Source organism: Streptomyces sp. SID3343 (assembly GCF_009865215.1).
In the GTDB taxonomy this organism is placed as follows: domain Bacteria; phylum Actinomycetota; class Actinomycetes; order Streptomycetales; family Streptomycetaceae; genus Embleya.
Genome location: NZ_WWJX01000226.1, coordinates 1 through 4,972, shown reverse-complemented (window position 1 = coordinate 4,972; position 4,972 = coordinate 1). Strand labels below are relative to the sequence as shown.

Annotated in this window: 5 protein-coding genes and 1 pseudogene; all 6 read left to right on the top strand. The window is 72.5% G+C overall.

Going from position 1 to position 4,972, the window contains the following annotated elements; genetic code table 11:
- Positions 1 to 296 (top strand): annotated as a pseudogene (locus GT354_RS53645) (NADP oxidoreductase); the annotation flags it as partial.
- A gap of 498 nt (positions 297 to 794) precedes the next feature.
- Positions 795 to 953 (top strand): lasso RiPP family leader peptide-containing protein, encoded by a 159-nt coding sequence (locus GT354_RS08280; RefSeq protein ID WP_161355610.1) that lies wholly within the window; start codon positions 795 to 797, stop codon positions 951 to 953.
- A 138-nt stretch (positions 954 to 1,091) separates the two neighbouring features.
- Positions 1,092 to 2,933, top strand: a complete 1,842-nt coding sequence (locus tag GT354_RS08275; RefSeq protein WP_161355609.1) for an asparagine synthase-related protein — start codon at positions 1,092 to 1,094, stop codon at positions 2,931 to 2,933.
- Positions 2,930 to 3,199 (top strand): lasso peptide biosynthesis PqqD family chaperone, encoded by a 270-nt coding sequence (locus GT354_RS08270; RefSeq protein WP_161355608.1) that lies wholly within the window; start codon positions 2,930 to 2,932, stop codon positions 3,197 to 3,199. The genes GT354_RS08275 and GT354_RS08270 overlap by 4 nt, the downstream gene beginning before the upstream one ends.
- A complete protein-coding gene (locus GT354_RS08265) occupies positions 3,196 to 3,642 on the top strand; it encodes a lasso peptide biosynthesis B2 protein (RefSeq protein WP_161355607.1) in 447 nt (148 codons plus the stop codon). Before GT354_RS08270 ends, GT354_RS08265 begins: the two co-directional genes overlap by 4 nt.
- 414 nt (positions 3,643 to 4,056) lie before the next feature.
- Positions 4,057 to 4,857 carry an SAM-dependent methyltransferase gene (locus GT354_RS08260; RefSeq protein ID WP_346011927.1) on the top strand — a complete coding sequence of 267 codons (801 nt, stop codon included), beginning with the start codon at positions 4,057 to 4,059 and terminating at the stop codon, positions 4,855 to 4,857.
- Positions 4,858 to 4,972: the final 115 nt, after the last annotated feature.

Genomic DNA, 4,972 nt, shown 5'->3' with positions numbered 1-4,972 from the left:
GATCCAAGGTCGTCAAGGCTTTCACGCACATCCAAGCTCCCCGCATCACCACCGCGGGTGAGGCGGCGGGCGCTCCCGGCCGTCTGGCGCTTTCAGCCTCGAGCGATTTTCCCCAGGCAGTGGAACTCGTGACGCGTCTGTACGACCGGTTCGGGTTCGACACCGTGGACAACAGCCCACTCGGCGAGTCGTGGCGCAGCGGTCCGGGTCAACCCGCCTGGCTCGCGCACGAGCACCAGACCCGTGCCGAACTGATCGTCAACCTCGCCAGGGCGCGACGGCTCACCGTGAGGTGAGTCCGCCCCCGGTCCGCCCCCGAAACCGACCGCCGTCACGAAACAGGTACTCGCCGAGGGGCCCACCGGAGTACGCCCGACACCTGCATCCCGTGGTTTCGGGGGCCGTTCGGCGCCGGCATTCGCCGCTTCGCCCCCCGGGCTTCCAGTTGTTGCGTCCGGTGGCGGCGACGGTGAGGCCGAGGGCGATCACGGCGATGCCGCCTGCGCCGCCGACCGTGGCCGCCGGGTGAAGTCGCGGCGCGGCGGCCCTGGGAGAGCGCCCGCCCGACGACGAACAGCACGCTGGGACCGGGGAATCACGATGAACAGGAACGACCTTTGGTCGCGACGGCCGGAGGGCGCCTTGCGCTTGCGGATTGCCCCGAGGATGTGCCCGATCGCAGCCGATATGATTTTCGTTCTTTTCGGTGGATTCGTATTGAATACTCCCGGTTGGGCATGCCCTTGTTCGGCGGGCACAGCGCCCGTGTACGAGGAGTGGAAGGAGACACCCACATGGAGAACACGGGTGAGGCCTACGAGGTGCCGACGTTGGTGGAGATCGGCGGCTACGCCGAGTTGACCCGAGGCTCGTCCGCGGGCGCGTACATCGACGGGGGCACCGTCCCGTGGATCTACAGCCACTTCCGTCCCGGCGGCGGCTCCTGGGAATAGCGGTTCTCGGCTTCGGCCGGGTGGTCGTGCCGGCTCGTCGAGGGCCGAACGTCGGGGAGTGGTACGGCGGTTCGCCGCGGTACCGCTTCCCCCTCTTCATCCTTTCGTGGTGGTTCTCGGTGGGAGTGGGTGCTCCAGGTGACGGCTCGACGGTGGTTCGTGGTGCTGCCCGATGGTGACGCGGCGGAAAAGGCCGTTCGGGTGGTGCGACCGTTCGCGCCGGACGTGGTCGAACACCACTCGGGGCGACCGTGGTTGATGGGCGCCTGGCCTACCGGGCACGTGCGCGTCGCCCGAGCCGGTACGGCGCGGGTGGCGGTGTTCGACGGGCGTCCCCCCGACGTGCACGTGCTGGCGGCGCGCCTGGGTGGAGTGCGGCACGTCGACGAGGTCGACCGGGTCGTGGCGGGTACGGCCGGTGATTTCCACCTGATCGCCTCCGTCGGTGACCGGGTACGCGCGCGGGGCACCGCCGCCGGCGCCCGCCGCGTCTTCCACGCCCGATTGGAAGGCGTGAGCGTCGGCTGCTCGCGCGCGGACGTCCTCGCCCGCCTGACCGGATCCGACGTGGACCAGGACGTGCTCGCGCTGCGCATGGCGTCCATGCCGCAGGTCCACCCGCTGGAGGATCGCAGCGTGTGGCGCGCCGTCGTGGGCGTGCGCCCGGACGAGTGCCTGCTGTTGGACGGGCACGGCCGCGCGAACACCGCGCGGTGGTGGGCCCCGCCGGCGCAGACGGCATCCTTCGAGGAAGGCGCGTGCGCGGTTCGTCAGGCCCTGATCGCCGCCGTCGACGCGCGCACCGCCGCCGGCGGAACGGTCAGCGCGGACCTGTCGGGCGGAATGGACTCCACCAGCCTGTGCTTCCTCGCCGCAACCGGTCCCGCCCGCCTGCTCACCACCACCTGGCAGGGACTCGACGAAGCCAACGAGGACGGCGCCTGGGCCCGCCGCGCCGCCGCCGAACTCCCTTGGGTCGAGCACGAGTTCGTCGGCCGCGAGCACACACCCGCCTGGTTCGCGGACACCGCGCCGGTGCCCGCTCCGGCGGAGGAGCCCGGCGGGTGGGCGCGAGACCGGGCGAAACTGTTCGGCACGCTGGAACGTATGTCGCGGCGCGGCTCGCGTGTACACCTGTGCGGCGGAGGCGGAGACCAACTCTTCAGCCCCATGCCCGGGCACACCCACGACCTCCTGCGGATCAACCCCCCGGCCGCGTTCGCCGACCTGCGCCGACGCACACTCTTTCGACGCGAACCCCTGCTGCCGGCGATCCGCGCGCTGGGAGACCGCACCTCCTTCGCCGACCACCTCGCCCGCGGCGCCGACGCACTCGCCGCGACAAGCACCCCCGCCGGGCCGCGCCCGTCGGGGTGGGGGCTCGACGCCCGTCTGCCGTCCTGGGCCACCCCACACGCCCGGGACAGGGTCGCCCTCCTGCTGCGCCGAGCCGCCGCGCGCGATCCCCAGCCCCTGTCGCCGCGACGCGCGACGCACCGGATCCTCCAAGAGATGCGCGCGGGTGGCGACGGCACCCGCCGCATCGACCAACTCGCCCAGGACATCCTGGGGATCGGCTACGCCACCCCGTACACCGACGACGCCGTCCTGGCGGCCGTCCTCGCCGTCCGCCCCTGGGAACGCGTCGTGGCCACCCGCTACAAACCGCTCCTCGCCGCAGCCGTGCACGGCATCGTCCCCGCCGAGATCCTGGCCCGCTCCACCAAGGGCGAATACACCGCCGACGCGCACGCCGGCCTACGCCGCCACCGCCGAGACCTCCTCGACCTCTTCGAGGACAGCCTCCTCGCCGAGGTCGGTCTGATCGACGCCGACCTCCTGCGCGCCGCTCTGCACGCTCGACCCACCCACGCCCTACACGCCGACCTGATCCCCACCCTGGCCTGTGAACAATGGCTGCGTTCCCTGCCCACCCCCGGCGCTCGCCCCGCGCCCGTCGCCGCCGAAGGAACCAGATGACGGACACGACCCCGACACTGGGCCCCACCGTGCACGCCACCGCCACCGACACCGGCACAGTCCTCCTGGACGAACGCACCGGTCGCTACTGGCAACTCAACCCCACCGGTGCCCACATCCTCCAAGCCCTCCTCGACGGCACCACCACCGCCGACATCGCCCACGCGCTCGCCGAGCGCCACCCCGGCCTCACCCCGGAACAAGCCGAGCGAGACGTCACGGCACTGGTGGACCACCTACACACCGCCAAGCTGGTGATGCCGTGACGCTGCCCTACGCCCCCGAGGCCCGCGACCGGTTGCCGCTGTGGCATCGTCCCGCCCCGCTGCTCGCGGTCGCCGCCGCCCGTGTCCTGACCTTGCTGTCCCCGGGACGCATGCGCAAGGCCCTCGTCTTCGCACGCGGCGGCGCGAGCGGCCCTGCCACCGCAGCGCAGGTCTCGACCGCCCGGCGGGCCGTGGTCGCGGTGAGCGCGCGGTGTGCCGGCGAGGGTTGCGTGCAACGCTCGGTCGCCACCGCGCTGTTGTGCCGGGCGCGCGGAGTGTGGCCGACCTGGTGCAGCGGCGTGCGCACCGAACCCTTCCGCGCCCACGCCTGGGTCGAGGTCGACGGCCGGCCCGTCGGCGAACCCGCCTCCACCGGCCTGTTCCACCGCATCATGACCGTTCCCGCCCCCGCGCCCCCGGACCGTGCCCCGGTGCGGCGATGACCGGCCCCACCGACCGACCGGCCGACTGACCGGCCGGCCGCCGGTCGGGCCGGCCCGCGCCTGGGTACTGCCCGACACGTCGCCGGTTCTCGACCACGCGCGCAAGACCAGCCACACCGGCCCGAAGTCCGTGCGCGACGGCCTCTGCCGGCAGAAGCGCTCCTCCGGCACAGAGGCGCGGTCGGCGCGTTGCGACGCCGCCCGGGACGCGTGATACGCATACGCATACGGACTCGGCGAGACCGGCACCGCGCCGCGTTCACCCTCGCGTCCAGGGTTGGTACGAAATGCCTTGGGACGCAAGCTGGTTGGCGGCGATCAAGCCGGACCCTCGGGTGTTCGCCCGGTTCCGGGTGCCGGCAGTATGTGGCACGGCATCGTGAGGGTGCGCCGGGCGATACGAGGAGAGACGTCGTGAACGAGGAACCGCAGGGCCCGGTGGCAGTGGACCCGATCGACACGACGACGCCGCATTCGGCGCGGATGTGGAACTTCTGGCTCGGCGGCAAGGACAACTATCCCGCCGACCGGGCCTTGGGTGCCGCCATGGCCGAGGCGTACCCGCAGATCGTCGACATCGCCCGGGCCTCTCGCCGGTTCCAGGCACGCGCGGTGCGCCACCTGGCGCAAGAAGTCGGGATACGGCAGTTCCTGGACCTGGGCACCGGCCTGCCCACCGCGGAGCCCACCCACGAGGTCGCACAGAAAGTCGCCCCGGAGGCGAGGGTCGTCTACGTCGACAACGACCCGATCGTCCTCGCCCACGCCCGCGCGCTGCTGACCGGCCGGCCGGAAGGGGCGACCGCCTACGTGCCCGCCGACCTCACCGACGCCGAAACCGTGCTGCGCGAGGCCGACAAGATCCTGGACCGCGAACAGCCGGTCGCGCTGATGCTGCTTTCCACCCTGGGCCACGTCACCGACGACGCCCGGGCCGCCGCCCTGCTGCACACCTACCTGGACGCCTTCCCCGCAGGCAGCCACCTCGTCCTGTGCGACACGATCGAAACCCCGGTCACGCGCGCGGCCTCCGACGAATACGCCGACGGCGGCGCCCTCCCGTACGTCTCCCGGCCCGCCGCCACCCTGCGTTCCTTCGCCGACGAACTCGACCTCCTCGACCCCGGCTTCGGCTCGATCAGCCTGTGGCGACCCGACGAGCCCCTCACCGGGGACCCGGTCGACCAATGGGGATTCGTCGCCGCCAAACGCTGATCGAGGCGGTCGATCACGCCGTCGGCGCCGCTCTGCCGTAGGTTCGGGCGCCGCCGTCGACGACACCCCGGCCGACCACGAACCGGCCGGCGAACCCCGCACGGCCGGCCGACGC